Source organism: Rhodococcus sp. HM1 (assembly GCF_023218075.1).
Taxonomy (GTDB): domain Bacteria; phylum Actinomycetota; class Actinomycetes; order Mycobacteriales; family Mycobacteriaceae; genus Rhodococcus.
This window is the reverse complement of sequence record NZ_JALPTB010000035.1, coordinates 1-20472: the sequence shown is the minus strand read 5'-3', so window position 1 is coordinate 20472 and position 20472 is coordinate 1. Positions and strand designations below refer to the sequence as shown.

Sequence of the window (20472 nt, the reverse complement as noted above, 5' to 3'; positions counted from 1 at the left end):
TCGTGACGGTCCCAGGCGGCGGACCCGATACCGCCCCACACCACTTCTCCCAGAAGGACACGACATGATTCATCCTGGCCTCAACTCCGGCGCGACTCTCACCTACACGCCCGATATGAAGGTGGCCCAGTACGACCAGGCCGGCGCGCTCGTCCGCGTCTACCCGGTGGTGGCCCTGGCGCTTACCGGCGGAACCGCCAACGCCGTGGTCCCGATGTTCGTCAAGGACTACCGACTCGTCCGCGGCGACCATGTCAGCGCGCATGAGCGGTACCTCCTCATCGGTCCCGGTGACGAGGTACCGCCCGCCATCGCTCCCGTGGTGGAGGCGGTGGTCCAGTGACCGCCGCGCCACCGCCCGGGGAGATGGGCCGGGCCGCCATGAACGCCAAGGCGGCGGCCTCGTTGCTCCGGCGGGCTACCACCGCCCGCGACGACCCCGTACCGCCGTGCGTGTCCCGTCCCCACCTGTTCGATCCACCGGCCCCCGGCGTCCACGTCCGGCACGTACTCCCGCGGTTCCTCGAGGCGGAGCGGTTGTGTCTGGCCTGCCCGCTGCTGGCCTCGTGTGAAGTCATCGCGGACGGGTTCCGCGGCCTGGCGGCGGGACGCCTGTACGGCATCGCACGGGTGAAGGACGGGACGCCGCCCTCGTCCGTCGTCCCTGCCAAGCGCAAGAGGAGGGCGGCGTGACCCCCGGGGGAGGGGACCGCCAGCCTCTCCAGGCCAGGCCCTTGGACACCGGCCACCGAGGTGGACGCACGCGGGCTCAGGTTGGGCCCCGATTTGAACCATCATTTGTACCAACAGGAGGAATCATGACCATCCACGACGACCTAACCAAGGCGGAGGCCACGCTCACGGTCTCCATGGCCCTCTACGCCGCGGCGGTGGGAGACGACGAACGAGTGGCACAACTGGCCGCCCACGATGACCCCGACGTCATCCGCCAGGCGTTCGCCATGTTGGCCTCGTGGACCGCGGCCACGGTCCGGGCGGCGGTGGGGTCCCGCTCCGCGACCATCGCGCTCCTGGCGGACTCCGCCGAAGCGGCGTATCTGGAAGCGGCGTACGCGGTCCCGGAGACCGGGGCCCACGCGGTCCTCGAGGACGAGAAGGGAGAACATCATGGGTAAGGGACCAGCACCACGCCCGCCGGCCTTGAAGTTGCTCAACGGACGCCGGGAGGGATACGACTCCGGAGGCCGGAAGGTCAACGCGGGCCCCGGATTCAAGCGGGAGCCTCTGGGACCGCCACCGCCGGACCTGCCCGACGTGGCGGCGGCGGAGTGGAACTCCGTGGCCCCGGAGTTGGACCGCCTGGAGTTGTCCAAGGCAGTGGACCGGACGTCCTTCCGCGCCTACTGCATGGCCGTCCAGAGGCTCCACGACGCCCAGGCGGAGGTGGACCGCGACGGGCTCACGGTTCCCGGTTCCACGGGTTCGCTCGTGAAGCATCCGGCGGTGGCCATCCTCGAGGCCGCGGAACGGTCCGTGAGGGCCTGGGCCCAGGAGTTCGGGCTCACTCCCTCCGCGGAGGGCCGTATCTCCGCCCAGGCCGTCAACGACGCGGACGACGGCAACCCGTTCGCGAACGAGGCCACCTCGTAGCCGACGAGGGTAGGAGGGCGGTGGGATAGCGTGTCCCGCCGCCCTTCTCGCGTCACGTGACGTAATGTGGACGACGAGGTACCGGACCCACCGCTACGCGGTCCGTGTCGGGACGCCGACGCCAACCGCGGCGGTGGGGCCGGTACCGACGAGGCCAGCGGTCACAGTCCGTGGGAGCCGTCCCCGTCATCGGGGGCCATGCCCCGGACCCTCAACCCGTCCGTCTCGGGAAACTCACCAATCCCGTTGGAACGGAACAACTCTGATGAATGCAAAGATCAAGGCCCTTCAGAACGAGGCCCTCACCTTCACCGCCAAGGCCCGCGCCATCGCGGAGAAGGCCCAGGGTGAAGGCCGCGACTTCACCGCCACCGAACGGTCGGAGTACGACGCGGCCATGGCCAAGGCCAAGAGCTACCTGGAGCAGATCAAGACACTCAAGTCCGACGAGAAGGTTCTGGCCGACGCCAAGGACCTGGCCGCCCGTCTCAACGGGACCACCGCCATCGGCCCAATGGACGGACTGGGCGGTGGCCTCTCCGGTCTCACGCGGTCCAAGGGCCGTGTGGGTCTGGCGGGCAAGGCGGGGAAGGAACTGGCCTCCCGTATCGCGGAGGGCATGGTGGACGGCCAGAAGGCCCTCCTGCCTGCCGGTACCGCTCACGCGGGCGTCCCGCTCCTGCCGGAGATCGTGGAACTGGGCCACCCGTCCAATACCCTCCTGGACGCCCTCGTGGCCCTTCCGGCCCCGGGCCCGACGTTCAAGGCGTTGGTCCAGCGCCAGCGCGACAACAACGCCGCCCCGGTGGCGGAGGGCGACACCAAGCCCACGTCCGTGTTCGGCCTGGAGGAGGTGGAGGTCAACCTCGAGGTCCTGGCCCACATGTCGGAGCCGACGCCGCGGTATTGGTTCGAGGACAACGACGCTCTCCAGGTGTTCGTCCAGGACGAGATGGTCCGCGGCCTCCGGGACGCCCTCGAGGCCCAGGTCCTCACCGGAGACGGAGAGCGTCCCAACCTCCAGGGCGTCCTCACCACGTCCGGAGTCCAGGTCCAGAGCTTCACCACGGACGTGGCCCGTTCGGTCCGCTCCGCCATCACGAAGTTGGAGACCGCCGGCCACGAGGACAACCACGTGATTGTTCTCCGTCCGGAGGACTGGGAGGCGGCGGAAACCGCCCGGGCGGAGGGCTCCGGCCAGCTCGAGGCGGTGGCCAACGTGACCCAGCGGGCCCAGCGGACCCTCTGGGGCGTCCCCGTCGTCGTCTCCAACGCCCTCCCCGTGGGGACGGGTCTGGTCATCGACCGGGAGGCCGTCGTCGTCTACTCCGACAACGTGGTGGACGTGCGGTGGAGTGAGACGGTCGCGGACGACTTCCAGAAGAACCTCGTCCGGGCCCGTGTGGAGTCGCGGTACGCCGCGGTGGTGTCCAAGCCGCTGGGCGTCGTCCGCGTGGCCACGGTCGCCACGCCGTAACCCAGACCTCCAGGCGTTTGGTCCCCGCCTGGAGTCGCGGTCCCCTGTCACTCCGGGACCGCACACGAGAGGCCCCGTCCGGATGGTTACCGGACGGGGCCTCTCCTCGTGTCTCGTGGGGCGGTGGAGCAGACCAACGGAGCGGCTCCGCCGCGCTCCCCTTGACCACAAGGGCCGCCCTCCGGGCGGACGGGCGCCTTTGCTTGGTCCCCCTAGCCCTGCGGGCTGTCCCGCCATGCGACCCACGGACCTAGCCCCTCACCGTGTCGGGCCAGCACCGATAGCCCCACGCCCAGGGGGACGTGTGGCGGTGCCGGACCAGGACCAGCGTGTGCACCCGCGTGGTTCTGGTGCCCTACTGCCAGCGGTAGGGACTATGCGTACTGGCGACCGGTCGGTTTACGTCGGACCCGGTGGAGTAGCGACGAGCGAACACGCGGAGGCGGCTCACTCCGCCGCCCACGGACCACAAGGCCCATGGACGACGGGGCGGGCCGTCTACGCGGTGGCGGAGTCGTCCATCCCGCCGCCGACGAGGACGACGCGGTAGAGGGCGTGGTGACCGTTCTCGTAGCAGGCGTGGAATCCGTCCTCCCACGCGACGGTGGTCAACGTGCCGTAGTGCTCCGCCATCGCGGCGGCGTGGAGTTCGGCACGGACGAGGGCGGCGGAGTGAGTTTCGGTCACGCCCAGCTCGTGGCGTCGGTCATGGGAGAGGAACGACACCACGTAGGCGTCGGGGGATAGAGTCGCGTAACGGTTCATGACGGGTACCTCCGTTGTGTTCCCAGGCCCCGGGCGGTGTTGCGAGCACCGAACGGGGCCGCCTCATATCCGCCCGGTATCAGTCAACGATATTCAGAGCGGGACGCTCCTCGTCATCCTGCATCGATGCAGGTCAAGCACACCGCTTAGTTGTTCCTAGTGCGCGACTACCTCGACTAGAGCACCCATCTCGGAATGCAGTCAGGGCCACCCTTCCGGGTGGCCCTGACTGCGTTCGGAGGTGGTCAGAGAAGATCCGGCTCGGGACCGGGCGTTTGGGCCGGCTGCCCGGATCGGCGGCTCGCCACGGCGCGCATCACGGGTTCGACGACGCGGGCCGCGACCGGGCCGAGCACCGCGGTGATCATCACGTAGGCGGACGCGATCGCCGCGAGTTTGTTGTCGACGTGACCGGACGCGACGCCCAGTCCCGCGATCACGATGGAGAACTCACCGCGGGCGATGAGCGCGGCACCCGCGCGGGCACGGCCCATGACAGCGATGCTGTGCTGCCGTGCGGCGATCCACCCGGTCGCGAGCTTCGTCAGCGACGTGACGACGGCCAGCAGCACCGCCCACCCGAGGACCGGCGGAATCGCCGTCGGGTCGGTGTTGAGGCCGAAGAACACGAAGAAGATCGCGGCGAACAGATCACGCAACGGCTCGAGCACCCGCGACGCGTTGTGCGCCGTCGACCCGGAGATGGCGATACCCAGCAGGAACGCACCCACTGCGGCCGAAACCTGCAGCGCCGAGGCGATACCCGCGACGAGCAGCGCCGCGCCGAGCAGTTTCAGCAGCAGGGTTTCCCGGTCCGGACTGTCGAGAACGAGCGAGACGTAGCGGCCGTACTTCAGCACCAGGACCAGCACGACGGTGACCAGCCCGAGCGAGATCGCGACGGCTTCGAGTCCGCCGAGCAGACTCACCCCGGCCAGGATCGCGGTGAGGATCGGCAGGTACACGGCCATGGCGAGATCCTCGAAGACGAGGATGGACAGCACGATCGGGGTTTCCCGGTTACCGAGCCGGCCGAGGTCGTCGAGGACCTTCGCGATGATGCCGGACGAGGAGATGTAGGTGACGCCGGCGAGCACGAACGCGCCGATCGGACCGAGTCCGAGCATGAGCGCGAGGACTGCGCCCGGGGTCGCGTTGAGGACGAGATCGATGATTCCGGCCGTACGCGACCGGCGAAGTCCCGTGACCAGTTCGTTGGCGGTGTATTCGAGCCCCAGCAGCAGCAACAGCAGCACCACGCCGATCTCGCTGGCGAGGTGGCTGAACTCGCTGATGTCGCCGAGCTGGATGAACCCGCCGTTGCCGAAGCACAGGCCACCGATGAGATAGAACGGGATCGGCGACATGCCGAACCTGGCTGCGACACGCCCCAGGACCCCGAGCGCGAAGAAGACCGCACCCAGTTCGATGAGTGCGAGGGTTGTCGAATTCATACGTGCGGGTCAGCCGTTCCGCAGGATCTTGGCCGCGGCGTCGAGGCCGTCCGCGGTGCCCACTGCGACGAGGATGTCACCTCCGGTGAGGATGAAGTCCGGTTTCGGGGAGGGCGTGACCTGTCCCGCGCGCATCACCGCGACGACCGAGACGCCGGTCCGGGTGCGCAACGCGGTGTCGCCCAGGACCGCGCCGTCGAAACGCGAGCCTTCGTGGACGTGGAGCTGGCGGGTGATGATCCCCGGCAGGTCCCGGTGGTCCTCTTCGAGCTGGGCGACGAGTTGCGGTGCGCCGAGCAGGTTGCTCAGCGTCGCCGCCTCCTCGACGGTCATCGGAAGGGAGGCGGCGCATGCGTCCGGGTCGTCGGCCTTGGAGATGATCAGGTCGGAATGGCCGTCCCGGTGGGTGATGACTCCGATCCGGCGTCCCGATGCCAGCTCGAAATCCTTGCGTACTCCAATGCCTGGTAGCGGCGTCACGTCGACGTTCATTCCGCAAGAGTAGGACTGCCCCGCGACAGCTCGCAGTCAGGGCTCACCTCTGCCCCGGATCGAGCGTTCCGCGCGAGCGGTTTCGGGGACGGCGCGGCTCACAGGGCCGCGAATCGCCCGTCCTCACCCGGCTCGTACGGGGTCACGTCCACGACCGCTCCGACCGGCAGCGGACCGTACAGATGCGGAAAGCGCATCGATTCGGGATCCCCGGGCACACCGGGCTCGTACCGAACCGGATCGGACAGCCGTTCCGGTGCGACGTGGAGCAGGACCAGGTCGCGGCGCCCGGAGAACAACCGGTTCGCCGGCAGGTGCACCTGCTCCGGTGTGGACAGATGCACGAAGCCCACCGACTCCAGCGAATCCGGGGCCACGACCCCGTCCTGCTGCGCGGCAAACCACTCGTCCCGGCTGCAGATGTGCAGCAGATTCCCGGTCACCGGCACTCCTTCCGCTGCGCTGTGAGCGAACAAACACTCGGCATATATGTCCACGTCCTGGGCTTTTGCAGCCGCTCACGTGAAACGCGCCACCATCGTGCGCCCAGGGGAACAACACATGAACGCGCATCGTCTGACAGAGTAGATCTACCGCGCCACCCCGGCGCGGCGGACCAGACCCCAGGCGACCGACTCAGTGGTGGCCAGTTTGGAGGAGTCATGCCCGGTACCTTGACCAGCCCGAAGTTGACCGCTGCAGACCGGTGCGACCGGTGCAGTGCCGCCGCTCGCGTCCGCGCCGTTCTGGCCACCGGTGGTGAGCTGTTGTTCTGCGGACACCACGCCAAGGAACACACCGACCGCCTCCGCGAGATGGGTGCCACGATCGTCACCGAGGACGACGCCACCGCAACCGTCTGATCCGCCGTCCGGAGCCGCAGGCTCGGACCCGACCCCCGAAGCGGGCGCCCACACCTGGGCGCCCGCTTCGTCGTTCACAGGGTGGCGGCCGGGAGCTGTCACCAGCTGCGCAGCACTGCAATGCGGTCGCGCAACTGTTCCGCCGTCGCCAGTGCGGTCGGCGGGCCACCGCACTGGCGGCGTAGTTCCCCGTGGATGACCCCGTGCGGTTTCCGGGTGCGATGATGCACGACCGCCACGAGCGAGTTCAGATCCCGGCGCAGCTGGGCGAGGGTGTCGGCGGTGGTGACCCGCTCGACGACCTGCGGCGGCGGTTCGGGTGCCACCTTCCGCGGCTTGCCGAGCTGCTCCTCCTGGCGCTGGCGCAGCAGCGCGCGCATCTGGTCGGCGTCGAGCAGTCCCGGAAGCCCGAGATAGTCGGCTTCTTCGTCGCTGCCGGCGAACGTGGCCGTTCCGAACGAGGAACCGTCGTAGATGACCTGGTCGAGTTCGGCGTCCGCGCCGAGGGAGGTGAAGGCCTTCTCCTCCTCGCCCGGTTCGTCCTTGCGGCGGTTCGCGTCGGCGAGCAGTTCGTCGTCGAAACCTTCCTTCTCCCGGTGCGGCTTGCCGAGCACGTGGTCGCGCTGGGCCTCGAGCTGGGCCGCCAGGTCGAGGAGCACCGGCACCGACGGCAGGAACACGCTGGCTGTCTCGCCCTTGCGCCGGGACCGCACGAACCGGCCGATGGCCTGGGCGAAGAACAGCGGCGTCGACGCGCTCGTCGCATACACCCCGACCGCGAGCCGCGGCACGTCGACGCCTTCGGACACCATTCGCACCGCGACCATCCACCGCTGGTCCCCGTCGCTGAACCGGGAGATGCGATCGGAGGCGGTCGGGTCGTCGGACAGCACGACGGCCGGCATCTCGCCGGTGAGTTGTTCGAGGATCTTCGCGTAGGCGCGCGCCACCGTCTGATCGGTCGCGATGACCAGGCCACCGGCGTCGGGCATCCCACCCGCGCGCAGCTGCTCGAGCCGCGTGTTGGCGGCGGCGAGGACCGCAGGGATCCAGTCACCGGCCGGATCGAGCGCGGTGCGCCACGCCCGCGCCGTCTGCTCGGCGCTGAGCGGCTCCCCGAGACGCGCGGTGAACTCCTCCCCCGCGCTCGTGCGCCACCGCGCCTCACCCGAGTAGGCGAGGAACACGACCGGCCGGACGACGCCGTCGGCGAGCGCGTCCGCGTATCCGTACGAGTGGTCCGCCTTGGACTGCATGAGCCCCTCGTCGTTCGGCTCGTACGTCACGAACGGAATGGCGCTGTCGTCGCTGCGAAAGGGCGTTCCCGTCAGGGCGAGCCGCCGGGTGGCGTCACCGAAGGCCTCGAGGATGCCCTCGCCCCAGCTCTTCGCGTCGCCGCCGTGATGAATCTCGTCGAGGATGACCAGCGTCCGGCGCGCTTCGGTGCGCACGCGATGCTTGAACGGGTGCGACGCCACCTGCGCGTAGGTCACCACGACACCCTGGTAGTCGCTCGATGTCTGCCCGGTCGAGTTGGTGAAGTTCGAGTCGAGTGCGATGCCGCTGCGTGCCGCCGACGCCGCCCACTGGTGCTTGAGGTGCTCGGTGGGCGCGACGACGGTGATCTGGTCGACGGTGCGGTCCCGCAGCAGCTCGGCGGCGACGCGCAGCGCGAATGTCGTCTTGCCTGCACCGGGCGTTGCGACGGCCAGGAAGTCCCGCGGTCCGGTCGCCAGGTACTTGGTCAGGGCTCGCCGCTGCCATGCGCGCAGCTGCCCTGCAGGGGCGGAAGTCGTGGCAGGGCCTACGGTTTCGGTGCTCACCTGTTGCTTGTGCTCCTTCTCCGCTCACGATCGGCCGGCTGCCGCTGCGTCGTCCCGACCTTCCGCCGACCGTGTGGCAGCCTATCGTCTCCGGCGGCCGTTCCCCGCCACGAACCGCCCGGCGACCGGGGTTTCGTGCCCGATCGTGGCAGAATTCGACGCGCACACATCGACCGCGGATGCACGTCCTTGCGCGTCGTCAGGAATGCTGGAAGTACATGAGCGAGCCATCCGGATCCCCCACACCGCGGACTGCTCACCGACGCGTCCCGCGGCAGGTGCAGGCCGCGCTTCGGGTGATCGGTCGAACGGCCGCCAAGGCGTGGGACGACTCGATCTTCAGCAAGGCGGCGACCGCTGCCTTCTGGCAGACGCTGTCGCTGCCGCCGCTGGTGCTCGGGCTGATCGGAACCCTCGGTTACGTGGGCGGATGGTTCGGACCGGACACCGTCGACATCATCCTGTCCAAGACCATCACCTTCAGCCGGACCATTTTCAGCGAGAACGTCGTCGACGGCATCATCAGCCCGACCGCCACCGATGTGCTGGTCCGGGGACGCCCGGAATTGATGTCCCTGGGCTTCCTGCTGTCGCTGTGGGCGGGCTCGTCGGCGATCTCGACGTTCGTCGATTCGATCGTCGAGGCGCACGGTCAGCAGGAGCATCGGCACCCGGTGTGGCAGCGCTTCTTCGCACTGATCCTCTACGTGATGTTTCTCATCCTCGCGGTGTTCACACTGCCGCTGGTGGCTCTCGGGCCGAATCTGATCGGCCGGGCGCTGCCCGAGTCCTGGTACGACCTCGGGTCCCGGATCGTCGACACGTTCTACTATCCGGCGGTGGGCCTGCTGCTGCTGGTCGGTCTGACCACGCTGTACAAGGTGGCGCTGCCCAAGACGTTGCCGTGGCATCGGCTGCTCGGCGGTGCCCTCGTCGCCGGGGCCTTCTTCCTGGCCGCCAGCGAGGGCCTGCGCTGGTATCTGAGCTGGATCGCCGGCACCGGCTACACCTACGGCGCGCTCGCCACGCCCATCGCTTTCCTGCTGTTCACGTTCTTCCTCGGCTTCGCGGTCGTGCTGGGCGCCGAGTTCAACGCGACCGTGCAGGAGTTCTGGCCGGCGCGGGCGACCCGGCTCGAGCAGTGGCGCGAGTGGCTGGCGCAGCAGGCCGCGCAGCAGCCGTCGCCGGAACTCGGACCGGTGACGAACCTGACCCGCCGGCTGACCACGAATCCGGTGCGCCTGTCGGATCTGCTCCGCCCGGGCGACCGGACTCCGGATTCGTGCCCGATCGACGGCAAGCCGGAGGACGCGCGATCGGAGGGCACCGGTTCGGAGGACGTGCAGTCGGAGGACTTGCGGACGAGGGCCTCAGGGCCGGTCGACACCGCACCGGAGGGCTTCCCGCCGGGCACGTCCGGACCGCAGGCCCCCTCGCACGAACCCGCTCCACCGCGTGAGACCCCCGTGCTCGGGAACCCGGTGGAGGACACCGGGCAAGCACCGAGTCCCGACCCGATCGTCCGGGCCGGGACTCCGCAGGCCGGCTCTACCGCTTCTTCGTTGCCTCAGTCGCCCTTGCGAAGGCCGTCGTAGACCTTCTTGCACTCGGGGCACACCGGCGAACCGGGCTTCGGCGACCGCGTGACCGGGAACACTTCACCGCACAGGGCGACGACGTGGGTCCCCATGACCGCGCTCTCGGCGATCTTGTCCTTCTTCACGTAGTGGAAGAACTTGGGAGTGTCGTCACCGGTCGACTCGTCGGTGGTGGTGTCGGGCCGTTCCTTGATCTGGGTGCTCACGATTCCATGATGCCGCACCGCGTGTGCATTCGACACGGCGGAGTGGGACAGTAGAGGGATGGCGAGAACTCCAGGTTTCGGTGGATCCCACGAGAGTGGATCACCCGACAACCCGATTCTGATCACCGAGGCCGCCACGTCTCTCGAGGACCAGCACCGGGCAAGGGTCCGCAAGTACATGACCATCATGGCTTTTCGCATTCCGGCGCTGATTCTGGCGGCGCTGGCCTACGGCGCGTTCGAGAATCCGTGGATCTCGATGGCGATCATCGGCGTGTCCATTCCGCTGCCGTGGATCGCGGTGCTCATCGCCAACGACAGGCCGCCGCGCTCGAAGGACGAGCCGAGCCGCTGGGACGGTCGACGCGCAGATATTGCCGCGACCGAAGCCCTGGAAGCCCCCAAACCGCACGTCATCGACGGCTGACGCGTCACCCCCTCGCCGCGTCGGCGGGCCGACCCTCGAAACCGTCGGCCTGCCCGCCTGCTGCGAGAATGCAGGGCGTGGACCGTGACCTGCTGCTGTCGATCTGTTCCCCCCTGCGAACTGCGCTGCTCCGTTGCCGGTACGACACCGACACCATGCTCGAGCTGCTCGGGCCGGACGCGCACGCGGCGCTCGGCCGCAGCGAGCCGGTGCCGGTCCGCCGCGCGGCCCGGCGCGGCGGCGACCTGGGCACGCTGATCCGGCTGTTCCTGCTCGGCGACACGTGCCCGTCCGAGGAGGTCGCGGCGGCGCTGGAACCGGTCGCGATCGACACCGCGGTCGCGGCGGGACTGCTCGAGCACGACGGTGACGGCGTGCGCGCCGCCCTGGACCTGCGTCCGCTCGACGCGGGCACCGGAACCCGGTGGATGCTGTCCGATCTCGACGGCGCGATCCGCCCGGTCCCGACGCGTCCGGACCATGTGCTCGGCGTCGGTCAGGCGTCGCTGTCGCTGCTGCGAGCCATCCCGGCCGAGCCGGTCGGGACCGTGCTGGACCTGGGCACGGGCTGCGGCGTGCAGGCGGTGCGGGCCACCGATTTCGCCGAGAAGGTCACCGCCACCGACGTCAACCCCCGCTGTCTGGCGCTGGCGGAGGTCACCGCCGCGCTCAACGAAGTCGAGCTGGAACTGCTCGAAGGTTCGTGGTTCGAACCGGTCGCGGGCCGGCGCTTCGACCGGATCATCGCCAATCCCCCGTTCGTGGTGAGCGCCGGACGCATCGAGCACAGCTACCGCGATTCGGGTCTGGATCTGGACGGTGCGAGCAAGCTCATGGTGTCGCAGGCCGTCGACCATCTCGAACTCGGCGGGACCGCCGCGATGCTCGCGTCGTGGGTGCACGTGGAGGACGAGGATTGGCGGGCACGCGTCGCGTCGTGGCTGCCCGCCCACGGTGTCGACGCGTGGATCGTGCAGCGTGACGTGGCGGACCCAGCCCTGTACGTCGGCACGTGGCTGCAGGACGGCGACGCCGATCCGCGCGACCCCGCGGTCGCCGATCGGGCGGAGGCGTGGCTCGATCATTTCGACAACCATCGCGTCGAAGGCGTCGGGTTCGGGTTCGTGTACCTGCGCCGCACGAACGAGCCGTCGGACGTGCTCGCCGAGGACCTGCGGCACGGTTTCGCCGATCCGCTGGGGGCGGAGGCGCTCGCCTACTTCGAGCGGCTGGCCTGGTTGCGCGACCACGATGTCCTCACGGCCCGGTTCGCGGTGCGCGCGGACACCGCGCTGGAGCGGGTGTACCTGCCCGGCGAGGACGGGTGGCGGCAGGTCGTAGCGCGGGTGCACCGCGGTGACGGACCGGCCTGGCAGCACGAGGTCGACGACCTCGCCGCGGCGTTGCTCGCCGGCATGCGCCCGGACGGCCTGGTGCTGGAGGAGCTTCTCGCGCTGCTCGCGGTCGCACACGGCGAGGACGCGGAGGCGCTCGCCGAGCAGGCGATCCAGCTCGTCCACGGTCTGGTGAGGCACGGGCTGATCGAGCCGGTGTGAGGGCGTGACAGGGGCGCCGCGGGGGTGCCGTCACCGGTTCCCCCTCGGTTCCCCGCCGTGGATCTTCTCAGCAACTTCTCAGGACCGCTCCCCCATCGGCGCAGGTCAGCAGCATCAGCACTCGGGAACCTCGGGAACTTCCGTGCCCGTCCCGACGTTGAACGCTGTGAGACACCACCGATGAGGAGGCACGTCATGGCACGCCCCGACACCTACGCTCGAGTCGATTCCGACCTCGATTCCCAGAGCCCGGCCGCGGACCTGGTCCGCGTCTATCTGAACGGCATCGGCCGGACGGCCCTGCTGACTGCAGCGGACGAGGTGGAATTGGCCAAGCGGATCGAGGCCGGCCTGTACGCGCAGCATCTGCTGGAAACGAAGAAGCGCCTGAGTGCCGCCAAGAAGCAGAACCTGGCCCTCCTGGTACGCGACGGCCAGGCCGCGCGCAGCCACCTGCTCGAGGCGAACCTGCGCCTGGTCGTGTCGCTCGCGAAGCGCTACACCGGCCGCGGCATGCCGCTGCTGGACCTGATCCAGGAGGGCAACCTCGGCCTGATCCGCGCCATGGAGAAGTTCGACTACGCGAAGGGCTTCAAGTTCTCGACCTACGCGACCTGGTGGATCCGGCAGGCCATCACCCGCGGTATGGCCGACCAGTCCCGCACGATCCGGCTCCCCGTCCACCTCGTCGAGCAGGTCAACAAGCTGGCCCGCATCAAGCGGGAACTGCACCAGCAGCTCGGCCGCGAGGCCACCGACGAGGAGCTGGCGGCCGAGTCGGGTATCCCCGTGGAGAAGATCGCCGACCTGCTCGACCACAGCCGCGACCCGGTGAGCCTCGACATGCCGGTCGGCAACGACGAGGAAGCGCCGCTCGGCGATTTCATCGAGGATGCCGAGGCGACCTCCGCCGAGAGCGCCGTGATCGCGGGTCTGCTGCACAGCGACGTCCGCAGTGTGCTGGCCACCCTCGACGAGCGTGAACAGCAGGTCATCCGCCTGCGGTACGGGCTCGACGACGGGCAGCCGCGCACCCTCGACCAGATCGGCAAGCTGTTCGGCCTGTCCCGGGAACGGGTCCGGCAGATCGAACGCGAAGTGATGGGCAAACTCCGCGAGGGCGATCGAGCAGAACGCCTCCGCGCCTACGCCAGCTGACCGGGCAAGTCAGCGCCGACGATCCCCGAGAACCGGGCTGGGTTCTCGGGGATCGTGGTATTCGGGGGTCTGTGCACTGCCCCGGGTGGGGTGTCGGTCAGCGCAAGCGGCGGGGCCCGAGATCCAGCGGGTGCGGCTCGGGACCGATCCGCAGATGCGCGTCGGTCAGTTCGGCGCCGATCGCCGACGCGAGGACCGGTTCGCACGCGATCTCCCGCACCTCGGGTAGGTCGTCGGCGAGCGCGGAGATGCGCTGGACGAAATCGACCAGTGCGGCCTTGCTGACGGGAGCGGCGTTGCGGTACCCGGACAGCAGCGGAGCGGCCTTCGGCGCGTCGATGAGTTCTGCGGCCTCGTCCTCGGTGAGCGGCAGGACCCGGTAGGCGCGGTCGCCGAGCAGATCGGAGATGACCCCGGCGAGCCCGAAGGAGATCAGCGACCCGAACGACGGGTCGTCCTGGACGCGCACGACGCAGCCGATGCCCTTGGTGGCCATCTTCTGCACGTGCATGAGCGGTTCACCGGACGCCGCCGCCAGGTCGCGGTAGGCGACCCGGACCGCTTCGCCGTCGAGCAGGTCGAGACGCACGCCACTGAGATCCGGCCGGTGCCGCCACTGGGCGCCGGTGGCCTTCACCGCCACCGGGTATCCGATCTCGTCCGCCGCCGCGACGGCCTCGTCGGCGGTGGTCACGGCGCGGAAGTCGGCGACGTGCACCCCGTAACAGGACAGCAGCAGGGCCGCTTCGGAGTCGGACAGCCACCGGCCGTCGGGAGAATTGGCGAGCCAGCCGTCGACGAGGCCGCGCGCCCGCTCCGGGTCGATGCCGGACGGACGGACCACCTGGGAGGTGGGGCGACTGCGCCATTTCGCGTACCGCCACGCCCGGGCCAGGGCCCGGATCGCGCGTTCCGGCCCCGGATAGGACGGCACCGACCCGCGGATCGGGTTGCCCTCCGCGTCGCGGACCGCGAGCACGTCCGGGATGCCCTCGGTCGCGAGGAACGTGCTGACCACGGGCTTCTCGGAACCGGCGACGACGTCGCGCAGCGCCTGCGCGTACGGTTCGACGGTCACGGCGACCGGCGGCACGAACACCGCGATCACGGCGTCGACGTCGGGCGCGTGCACGGCCTTCGCGACCGCGTCGGCGAATTCCTGCGGGCTGGCCTGGGCACCCAGGTCGTTCGGGGTTCCCGGCTGCAGTCCCTCGCTGCGGGCGGCGTCGACCGCCAGCATCCCGAGCGCGGTCGAGTTCCCGACGACCGCGACGCGCGGGCCCGCGGGCAGGGGCTGGTAGCCGAACAACAGTGCCGTGTCGAACAGCTGCGCGATGGAGTCGACCTGCACGACACCTGCCTGTTCGAACAGGTCCTTGACGATGGTGTCGTCCATCTCCCCGGTGTTCGCGGCCAGCGCCGGCGGCACCGCGTGGCGGCCGCTCTTGACCGCGACGATCGGCTTGCTCCGGGCGACTCGGCGGGCGATGCGCGAGAACTTGCGCGGGTTGCCGAAGCTCTCCAGGTAGAGGAGCACGACTTCGGTCGCCGGATCTGTGTCCCAGTACTGCAGCAGGTCGTTGCCGGACAGGTCGGCGCGGTTACCGGCCGAGACGAAGGACGACAGCCCGACACCGGTCTTGGCAGCCTCGTCCAGGATTGCGATGCCGAGCGCGCCGGACTGGCAGAAGAAGCCGACGTTGCCGGCCGGCGGCAGCACCGGAGCGAGGGTCGCGTTGAGCCGCACGGCCGGGTCGTTGTTCGCGACACCGAGCGCGTTCGGCCCGATCAGCCGCATGCCGTGTGCCCGCGCCGCGTGCGCGAGGCGACGTTCGGAATCGCGGCCCTCCGGACCGGTCTCGCCGAACCCGGACGACACCACGAGCAGGGCCTTGACGCCCTTGGCGAGACAGTCGTCGAGCACGGCGTCGATGGCCTCGGAGGGTACCGCGGCGATGGCGAGATCCACCTCGTCGGGAATGTCCCGCACGGTCGGGTAGGCGCGCACGCCGCGCACCGAACGGTGTTCGGCGTTGACCGGATAGACGGGTCCGGTGAATCCGCTGCGCAGCATGTTCACCAGCACCGCGTTGCCGACCTTCCGGCTGTCGGTGGAGGCACCGATGACCGCGGCGCTGCGGGGGCTGAGCAGGTTGCGGACGCTGCGCGCCTCGGCGGCACGTTCGCGGGCGTTGCGCACCGACACCAGCGCCTCGGTCGGGTCGATCGCGAACTCGAGGCGGACCACACCGCCCTCGAAACTGCGGCTGACCTGGTATCCGGCCTCACGGAAGACTGTGATCATGTTGCGGTTCTCGGCGAGGACCTCCGCGACGAACCGGTGGATGTCGTTCTCCGCGGCCGCCCCGGCGAGATGCTCGAGCAGGATGGGTCCGAGCCCGCGTCCCTGGTGCGCATCGGCGACCGTGAACGCGACCTCGGCGGATCTGCCGTCTCCCTCACCGGGCAGCCCCTCGTACCGGCCGACGGCGATGATCTCGTCGCCGAGCACCGCGACGAAGGCGACGCGTTTGTGATGGTCGACGACGGTGAAGTTGAACAGATCCTTCTTCGAGATCGTCGGGTAGGGACCGAAATAGCGCAGATACCGCGTGCGATCGGAGAGTTTGGAGTGGAACTCGAGGAGCCGTTCGGCGTCCTCCGGGACGATCGGCCGCAGGTGCACGGCCCCGCCGTCGGAGGCCAGGACGTCGGCGACCCAGTGACGGGGGAAGTTTCGCGCGACCTCGATCGCGCGCTCCTGGGCTGCCTTCTTCTCCGCTTCCGCTGCGGCCTTCGCCGCGTCCGCCTCCGAAACAGCGGGCGTGCCGTCGGGATCAGTCACGGGGGTCCTCCGGATCCAGGCCGAGCAGGGGGAAGGCGGCACGTCGCGTGGCGATGATCGCCGAATCGATCCGGGTCAGGGCTCGATCGAGGGAGGCGATGCCGGTCTCCGGGGTGCCGCCGGGACCGTCCCATTTCAGATAGGACACGTCGCCGCCCTCCCCCATCGTGGTCGGCAGATCCACCCCGGGTGCGATCGTCGCGACCCGTTCGCGCCATTCCTCGGGAACGGCGGTGGCCGGATCGATCTCCCGATCGAGTGTCGCCGCGATCAGGTGGGACCACGCGCGGGGCACGACGCGCACGAGGCCGTATCCGCCGCCGCCGACGGCGAGCCAGCGGCCCTCGCAGTACCGGTCGGCGAGGTCGCGCATCGCAAGATAGGAGGCGCGTTGCCCGTCGACGGTCAGCGACAGGTCGGCGAGGGGATCCTCGCGGTGGCTGTCCGCCCCGCACTGGCTGATCAGGATCTGCGGCCGGAATGCCGCGATCGCACCGGGAACGATTGCGTGAAATGCGCGCAGCCACAGCGAATCCACCGTGCCGGGCAGCACCGGGATGTTGATGGCCGTGCCCTCGGCGGCACCGGAGCCGATCTCGCTGGACCATCCGGTGTTCGGCCACAGGGTGGCCGGATGCTGGTGGATGGACACGGTCAGCACCCGGGGGTCGCCGAGGAAGGCGTGCTGGACACCGTCGCCGTGATGGGCGTCGACATCGATGTAGGCGATGCGGTCGTAACCCTGGTCGAGCAGCCACGAAATCGCGATCGCCGCGTCGTTGTACACGCAGAACCCGGCGGCCCAGTCGGCCATGGCGTGATGCATGCCACCCCCGATGCTCACCGCGCGCACGGCGCGCCCGGCGGCGATCTCCCGCGCGGCGGCCAGCGTGCCGCCCGCGAGGATCGCACCGGCCTCGTGCATGTGCGGGAAGATCGGATTGTCCTCGGTGCCGAGGCCGTGGGCGGCATCGGGTTCGACGTGCCCGGAATCCGGTTGCTGCGCACCGGCGCGTTTCACCGCCTCGACGTATCCCGGGGTGTGGATCCGCAACAGCTCGGCGTCGGTTGCGGCTGTGGGCCGGACGGTTTCGACGCCGTCGAGCAACCCGATGTTCCGGGACAGCGCCATCGTCAGATCGAGTCGTGTCGGGTTCATCGGATGGGTCGGGCCCCATCGGTAGCCGAGATAGTCCGGGCTCCACACCACAACGCGATCGCCGTCCAGATGTGCCGAACCGCCGGTCGCGGTGGATGTGGTGGTCATGCCTGCAGACGCTACTGCGCGGCCCCGGTCGACGCGAGCACCGCGCGGCCCCACCGCACGTTTCGTCCGGCTAGAATCGGCCGCAGACGAAGGGGTGTGAGAGTGAAGGACCTGGTCGATACCACGGAGATGTATCTCCGGACGATCTACGACCTGGAGGAGGAAGGCGTGGTGCCCCTGCGGGCGCGCATCGCCGAACGCCTCGAGCAGAGTGGGCCGACCGTCAGCCAGACCGTTGCGCGGATGGAGCGCGACGGTCTCCTGCGCGTGGCCGGCGACCGCCATCTGCAGTTGACCGAGAAGGGCCGCGACCTCGCGGTGTCGGTGATGCGCAAGCATCGCCTGGCCGAGCGGCTGCTGGTCGATGTGATCGGACTCGACTGGGAGAACGTGCACGCCGAGGCGTGCCGCTGGGAACACGTCATGAGCGAAGAGGTCGAACGTCGCCTCGTGGAGGTTCTCAACAATCCGACGACCTCCCCGTACGGCAACCCGATCCCCGGGCTGGCGCAGCTCGGACTGAACCGTCCCGTACCGGAGGACGAGAAGCTGGTGCGGCTGACCGAGATCCCGCCCGGTAAGCCGACCGCGGTGGTCGTGCGACGACTGGCCGAGTACGTGCAGTCCGATCCCGACGTGATCGCGCGACTGCGGGAGGCCGGAGTCGTTCCGGACGCGCGCGTTACAGTCGAGACGAAGCCCGGGTCGGTGATCATCACGGTCGCCGGCCACGAGGGTTTCGAACTGTCCGACGAAATGGCTCATGCCGTTCAGGTGAAGCAGGTCTGATCGAGGTCCTCTTCGCCGGCGGGTACCGGGCCGGCGAAGAGGGGTCGACGATCGTGAAGCTTCTGGTGACCGGCGGTGCCGGATACGTGGGTAGCGTGTGCAGCACCGTCCTGCTCGAACAGGGTCACGAGGTGGTGATCGTCGACGACCTGTCGACCGGGAACGCGGACGCGGTGCCGGCGGGCGCGGAGTTCGTCGAGGGCGACATCGGGAAGGTCGCCGCCGAGGTTCTCGGCGTGGGCGCGGACACGCCGCGGTTCGACGGGGTGCTGCACTTCGGCGCGCAGTCGCTGGTCGGCGAATCCGTCGAGGTTCCCGAGAAGTACTGGCAGGGCAATGTCGTGACGACACTCGCACTGCTCGAGGCCATCCGGCTGTCCGGGACGCCGCGACTGGTGTTCTCGTCGACGGCCGCGACTTACGGTGAGCCCGAACAGGTTCCGATCACCGAGGACGCGCCGACCCGGCCCACCAATCCGTACGGCGCCTCCAAACTCGCGATCGACCATGCGATTTCGTCGTACGCGCACGCACACGGCCTCGCCGCGACGAGCCTGCGGTACTTCAACGTCGCCGGCGCCTATCACGGCGCAGGCGAAAACCGCGTCGTCGAAACCCATCTCATTCCGCTCGTGCTGCAGGTGGCGTTGAAGCAGCGCGACCACATCTCGGTGTTCGGCACCGACTGGCCCACCAAGGACGGCACCGCGGTCCGCGACTACATCCACGTCAAGGACCTCGCCGACGCGCATCTGCTGGCCCTGAACTCGGCGCGGCCGGGCACGCACACGATCTACAACCTCGGCAGCGGAGAGGGATTCAGTGTCCGCGAGGTGATCTCGGCCTGCGAACGCGTCACGGGTCTGCAGATCCCCGCGGTGGACGCGCCGCGCCGCGCCGGCGATCCGGCCGTGCTCGTCGCGTCGAGCCGCCGCGCCATCGAGGAACTCGGATGGGAACCCAAGCACACCGATCTCGACGAAATCGTCTCGGACGCATGGGATTACCTCCGCGATCTGGGCGACCGCTCGCACGCCGCGCGGCGCTGAGGTCACCCCGCGGGATCCGGTGGCGGTAGCGGGACACCGAGCCGCGCCGCGATCTCGAATCCCGTATCGGCGAGACCACGCACGGTCTCCGGACGCAGACCCGCCTGCAACGCCTGATCGAGCAGGTCGGCCAGCCGGTGCCGCGGGTTCGCCTCGAGAGCCACCCCGAGCGCGACGCCGGCGAAGGGCCCGTCTCCGCGGATGTACGCTCCGAATCCGACGAGCGCGGCCGCCTCGGCGCGCTCGGGGTCGGGCAGCGACCGCGTCAGCGTGATCCACAGACGCTCGGCCGCATCCGCGTACGGGCCGGCCGCGAGCGCCAGCACGGCGTCGCGGACCGTCGGATTCGACAGCAGCACAGCGAGTTCCGCCATCTCCGGCGCGAGTGGCTCGATTCCGTTGTCGTGATCGGCGATACGGTCCAGGACCGTTTCCAGTTCCATCCGGTCCGCGTGGTCGCGGCCACCCGCCCGGACCGCGTATTCGTAGGCCAGGTCGCGGGAGTCGACCGCCTCGTCGATGTACCCGGCGACGCGACTGCGCACCGGCATCGGCAGCGGTTCGAGGACCTCCGCCAACTCGGTACGTGATCGCCGGATGAGGCCGCCCTCGTAGACGCGGGCGACGGCGACCGGAGAGGCGGTCGGATCCGGCACCGTTCCGCGTCGCGCCTCGCGGCCGAGGGCGAACCATTCGCTTCCGCTGCCGATCTCCGGCACCGCGTGCACCCCGGCCACGTCGATGCCGTGGTGCGCCAGTTCCGCGATCAGGGCGTCGACGACCCGGCGGGCACGGTCCACCGCCGGGCTGTCCGGCCGGTCCAGCCGGGCGTCGACGAGGACGACGAGAACCGCTTCGGCCCCGTCACGCGCACACACCGTGCCGAAGCGGGCGAACGCCGCGCCCATCAGCTCGGGGACCGGTTCGTCGCCGTCCGGGAGCAGCAGGTCGTGCCGCATGACGGCACCGATCGCGGCGGTGCCCGGGGTGTCGCGCGACGGGCTCAGGCTCACGACGATCACGGAGCGGGCCGGGGTGAACCCGAGCAGGGCGGGGACCGCGGCGATCAGTTCACCGGGTTCGGTCAGCCGC

At 69.6% G+C, this 20472-nt stretch carries 21 protein-coding genes; 12 read left to right on the top strand and 9 right to left on the bottom strand.

What is annotated here, in order from left to right; translation table 11 throughout:
* Window positions 1-64 precede the first annotated feature (64 nt).
* The 5 genes from M1M07_RS18375 (at window position 65) to M1M07_RS18355 (ending at window position 3088) form a co-directional block, all read left to right on the top strand.
* Window positions 65-343, top strand: a complete 279-nt coding sequence (locus M1M07_RS18375) for a hypothetical protein (protein ID WP_248675120.1) — start codon at window positions 65-67, stop codon at window positions 341-343.
* Complete coding sequence (locus M1M07_RS18370; protein ID WP_248675119.1) at window positions 340-693, top strand: hypothetical protein; 354 nt, start codon at window positions 340-342, stop codon at window positions 691-693. The genes M1M07_RS18375 and M1M07_RS18370 overlap by 4 nt, the downstream gene beginning before the upstream one ends.
* Before the next feature lie 125 nt (window positions 694-818).
* Window positions 819-1136 (top strand): hypothetical protein, encoded by a 318-nt coding sequence (locus tag M1M07_RS18365; protein WP_041803312.1) that lies wholly within the window; start codon window positions 819-821, stop codon window positions 1134-1136.
* Entirely contained in the window at window positions 1129-1611 is a 483-nt protein-coding gene (locus M1M07_RS18360) for a phage terminase small subunit P27 family (RefSeq protein ID WP_248675118.1), read from the top strand. The genes M1M07_RS18365 and M1M07_RS18360 overlap by 8 nt, the downstream gene beginning before the upstream one ends.
* Before the next feature lie 265 nt (window positions 1612-1876).
* Entirely contained in the window at window positions 1877-3088 is a 1212-nt protein-coding gene (locus M1M07_RS18355) for a phage major capsid protein (RefSeq protein WP_248675117.1), read from the top strand.
* Window positions 3089-3586: 498 nt separating this feature from the next.
* On the opposite strand, the gene M1M07_RS18350 is transcribed toward M1M07_RS18355, so the two are convergent.
* The 4 genes from M1M07_RS18350 to M1M07_RS18335 form a co-directional block, all read right to left on the bottom strand.
* A complete protein-coding gene (locus M1M07_RS18350; RefSeq protein WP_248675116.1) occupies window positions 3587-3775 on the bottom strand; it encodes a hypothetical protein in 189 nt (62 codons plus the stop codon).
* A gap of 323 nt (window positions 3776-4098) precedes the next feature.
* Window positions 4099-5307 (bottom strand): cation:proton antiporter, encoded by a 1209-nt coding sequence (locus M1M07_RS18345; protein ID WP_197256683.1) that lies wholly within the window; start codon window positions 5305-5307, stop codon window positions 4099-4101.
* 9 nt (window positions 5308-5316) lie between these two features.
* Complete coding sequence (locus tag M1M07_RS18340; RefSeq protein WP_197256686.1) at window positions 5317-5799, bottom strand: cation:proton antiporter regulatory subunit; 483 nt, start codon at window positions 5797-5799, stop codon at window positions 5317-5319.
* A 98-nt stretch (window positions 5800-5897) separates the two neighbouring features.
* A complete protein-coding gene (locus M1M07_RS18335) occupies window positions 5898-6242 on the bottom strand; it encodes a DUF952 domain-containing protein (protein WP_197256689.1) in 345 nt (114 codons plus the stop codon).
* 219 nt (window positions 6243-6461) lie between these two features.
* Here M1M07_RS18335 and M1M07_RS18330 point away from each other — a divergent pair, with 219 nt between their 5' ends.
* Entirely contained in the window at window positions 6462-6662 is a 201-nt protein-coding gene (locus M1M07_RS18330; RefSeq protein ID WP_197256691.1) for a hypothetical protein, read from the top strand.
* A gap of 98 nt (window positions 6663-6760) precedes the next feature.
* On the opposite strand, the gene M1M07_RS18325 is transcribed toward M1M07_RS18330, so the two are convergent.
* Window positions 6761-8485, bottom strand: a complete 1725-nt coding sequence (locus M1M07_RS18325) for a DEAD/DEAH box helicase (protein ID WP_248675115.1) — start codon at window positions 8483-8485, stop codon at window positions 6761-6763.
* 218 nt (window positions 8486-8703) lie between these two features.
* Here M1M07_RS18325 and M1M07_RS18320 point away from each other — a divergent pair, with 218 nt between their 5' ends.
* Window positions 8704-10080, top strand: coding sequence for a YihY/virulence factor BrkB family protein (locus tag M1M07_RS18320; RefSeq protein ID WP_248675114.1), 1377 nt, complete (start codon window positions 8704-8706; stop codon window positions 10078-10080).
* Here the strand turns inward: M1M07_RS18320 and M1M07_RS18315 are convergent.
* On the bottom strand, window positions 10053-10289 hold the full coding sequence (locus M1M07_RS18315) for a DUF3039 domain-containing protein (protein WP_197256695.1): 237 nt from the start codon (window positions 10287-10289) through the stop codon (window positions 10053-10055). The genes M1M07_RS18320 and M1M07_RS18315 overlap by 28 nt on opposite strands.
* Window positions 10290-10347: 58 nt before the next feature.
* Between M1M07_RS18315 and M1M07_RS18310 the strand changes: the two genes are divergently transcribed.
* From M1M07_RS18310 to M1M07_RS18300, 3 genes are all read left to right on the top strand, one after another.
* Complete coding sequence (locus M1M07_RS18310; RefSeq protein WP_197256697.1) at window positions 10348-10716, top strand: DUF3099 domain-containing protein; 369 nt, start codon at window positions 10348-10350, stop codon at window positions 10714-10716.
* A gap of 77 nt (window positions 10717-10793) precedes the next feature.
* A complete protein-coding gene (locus M1M07_RS18305) occupies window positions 10794-12272 on the top strand; it encodes a methyltransferase (RefSeq protein WP_197256699.1) in 1479 nt (492 codons plus the stop codon).
* A 195-nt stretch (window positions 12273-12467) separates the two neighbouring features.
* Window positions 12468-13430, top strand: coding sequence for a sigma-70 family RNA polymerase sigma factor (locus M1M07_RS18300; RefSeq protein ID WP_197256701.1), 963 nt, complete (start codon window positions 12468-12470; stop codon window positions 13428-13430).
* Window positions 13431-13527: 97 nt separating this feature from the next.
* Here the strand turns inward: M1M07_RS18300 and M1M07_RS18295 are convergent, their stop codons facing one another.
* Together M1M07_RS18295 and M1M07_RS18290 are read right to left on the bottom strand one after the other, a co-directional pair.
* Complete coding sequence (locus M1M07_RS18295; protein ID WP_248675145.1) at window positions 13528-16182, bottom strand: bifunctional GNAT family N-acetyltransferase/acetate--CoA ligase family protein; 2655 nt, start codon at window positions 16180-16182, stop codon at window positions 13528-13530.
* A gap of 85 nt (window positions 16183-16267) precedes the next feature.
* Window positions 16268-17542, bottom strand: a complete 1275-nt coding sequence (locus M1M07_RS18290) for an acetoin utilization protein AcuC (RefSeq protein WP_248675113.1) — start codon at window positions 17540-17542, stop codon at window positions 16268-16270.
* 102 nt (window positions 17543-17644) lie between these two features.
* On the opposite strand from M1M07_RS18290, the gene M1M07_RS18285 reads away from it, so the two are divergent.
* A complete protein-coding gene (locus tag M1M07_RS18285; protein WP_197256705.1) occupies window positions 17645-18331 on the top strand; it encodes a metal-dependent transcriptional regulator in 687 nt (228 codons plus the stop codon).
* 53 nt (window positions 18332-18384) lie between these two features.
* Window positions 18385-19380 carry a UDP-glucose 4-epimerase GalE gene (gene galE / locus M1M07_RS18280; protein WP_248675112.1) on the top strand — a complete coding sequence of 332 codons (996 nt, stop codon included), beginning with the start codon at window positions 18385-18387 and terminating at the stop codon, window positions 19378-19380.
* A gap of 2 nt (window positions 19381-19382) precedes the next feature.
* Here galE and M1M07_RS18275 read toward each other — a convergent pair.
* Window positions 19383-20472, bottom strand: a 1090-nt coding sequence (locus M1M07_RS18275) for a DUF4192 domain-containing protein (protein WP_248675111.1), incomplete at its 5' end; no start/stop codon positions are given.

Bases quoted from the DNA above. Each gene is read 5' to 3' on its own strand.
- M1M07_RS18375 (WP_248675120.1), top strand. From the start codon at position 65: ATGATTCATCCTGGCCTCAACTCCGGCGCGACTCTCACCTACACGCCC.
- M1M07_RS18365 (WP_041803312.1), top strand. From the start codon at position 819: ATGACCATCCACGACGACCTAACCAAGGCGGAGGCCACGCTCACGGTC.
- M1M07_RS18360 (WP_248675118.1), top strand. From the start codon at position 1,129: ATGGGTAAGGGACCAGCACCACGCCCGCCGGCCTTGAAGTTGCTCAAC.
- M1M07_RS18355 (WP_248675117.1), top strand. From the start codon at position 1,877: ATGAATGCAAAGATCAAGGCCCTTCAGAACGAGGCCCTCACCTTCACC.
- M1M07_RS18345 (WP_197256683.1), bottom strand. From the start codon at position 5,307: ATGAATTCGACAACCCTCGCACTCATCGAACTGGGTGCGGTCTTCTTC.
- M1M07_RS18340 (WP_197256686.1), bottom strand. From the start codon at position 5,799: ATGAACGTCGACGTGACGCCGCTACCAGGCATTGGAGTACGCAAGGAT.
- M1M07_RS18330 (WP_197256691.1), top strand. From the start codon at position 6,462: ATGCCCGGTACCTTGACCAGCCCGAAGTTGACCGCTGCAGACCGGTGC.
- M1M07_RS18320 (WP_248675114.1), top strand. From the start codon at position 8,704: ATGAGCGAGCCATCCGGATCCCCCACACCGCGGACTGCTCACCGACGC.
- M1M07_RS18310 (WP_197256697.1), top strand. From the start codon at position 10,348: ATGGCGAGAACTCCAGGTTTCGGTGGATCCCACGAGAGTGGATCACCC.
- M1M07_RS18300 (WP_197256701.1), top strand. From the start codon at position 12,468: ATGGCACGCCCCGACACCTACGCTCGAGTCGATTCCGACCTCGATTCC.
- M1M07_RS18290 (WP_248675113.1), bottom strand. From the start codon at position 17,542: ATGACCACCACATCCACCGCGACCGGCGGTTCGGCACATCTGGACGGC.